Raw genomic sequence first — 1,014 nt, forward strand, 5'->3', positions numbered from 1 at the left:
GACAAGATGATCGTGATCTGCTAGAAAAAAATAGATTAGCACTCGAGCAACTTAAAACCAATCGATTTGAGGGATTGGAAACTGCACTTAAGAATTATGAAATAGCAAGCGACTCAGAAGTGTCTAAAGAAATTAAGGCGCAGTTATTGAGCACTCTTGCCCTCTCTTACCACACCACAGGAGATTATGTAAACGCTGCCAAACACCGACTAGAAGCTATTGACTTGTTCATAACCTTAAATGACGATGAGGGACTGGTAAACTCGTACAATTTGCTTGGGGGTATATTTTATAATATTGGAGATTTTGATAAAACCATAAAATACACCTTACTGGCCATAGATGTGGCTCGCAGAACTAATACAATTGATGATAGAGCTGCCACTCTTTATAATAATTTAGCAGGTGCATATACAGCACTTGGTGAGCACAAATCTGCACTAAAATATGCTAAGCGGGTTTTTGATAATAACCCTACCTCCAGGCAAGATGTATATACTGCAAGTACTATTAGCGAAATCTACCTTGCCAGTAACTTTTGTGACAGTGCACTTTATTACCTCGACTTAATAGCTGATTATGAAAACCCTGCGAACCCTAATTCTTCAACCTACTTATCTACTTTTCTTGCGCTAGACTATGCTCAGGTATACCTGTGTAAACAAGACACAGCAAATGGACTAGCGTATGCTCGAAAAGCATATCATCGATCTAACAAGTATCGATATACAGCTAAAAAGTTAGAAGCAACCAAACTGCTCAACTCCATACATTTCAACCAAAACAGACAAGACAGCGCCCTTCACTACGGAAGAATCTTACTAAAACTTCAGGACAGCGTCTGGTCAAAAGAAAAAGAGAATCAACTAAATCGTATCATCATTGACCATCACGAAGCCGAAATTGAGGCCAAGGATAGAGAAGCCGCACGCCAACGACTTATCATCACCTATAGCCTCGTTATTGGGACAATATCTGTCTTACTGCTAGTTGTATTATTTTTCGTAAACAGAA

General features: G+C 39.2%; 1 protein-coding gene. It reads left to right on the plus strand.

Annotated elements, in window-relative coordinates; translation table 11 throughout:
• Positions 1 to 1,014: tetratricopeptide repeat protein (locus E1176_RS00695; RefSeq protein WP_155208671.1), on the plus strand; the 1,014-nt coding region annotated here is incomplete at both ends.

The sequence above is a fragment of the Fulvivirga aurantia genome, from assembly GCF_009711475.1.
In the GTDB taxonomy this organism is placed as follows: domain Bacteria; phylum Bacteroidota; class Bacteroidia; order Cytophagales; family Cyclobacteriaceae; genus Fulvivirga; species Fulvivirga aurantia.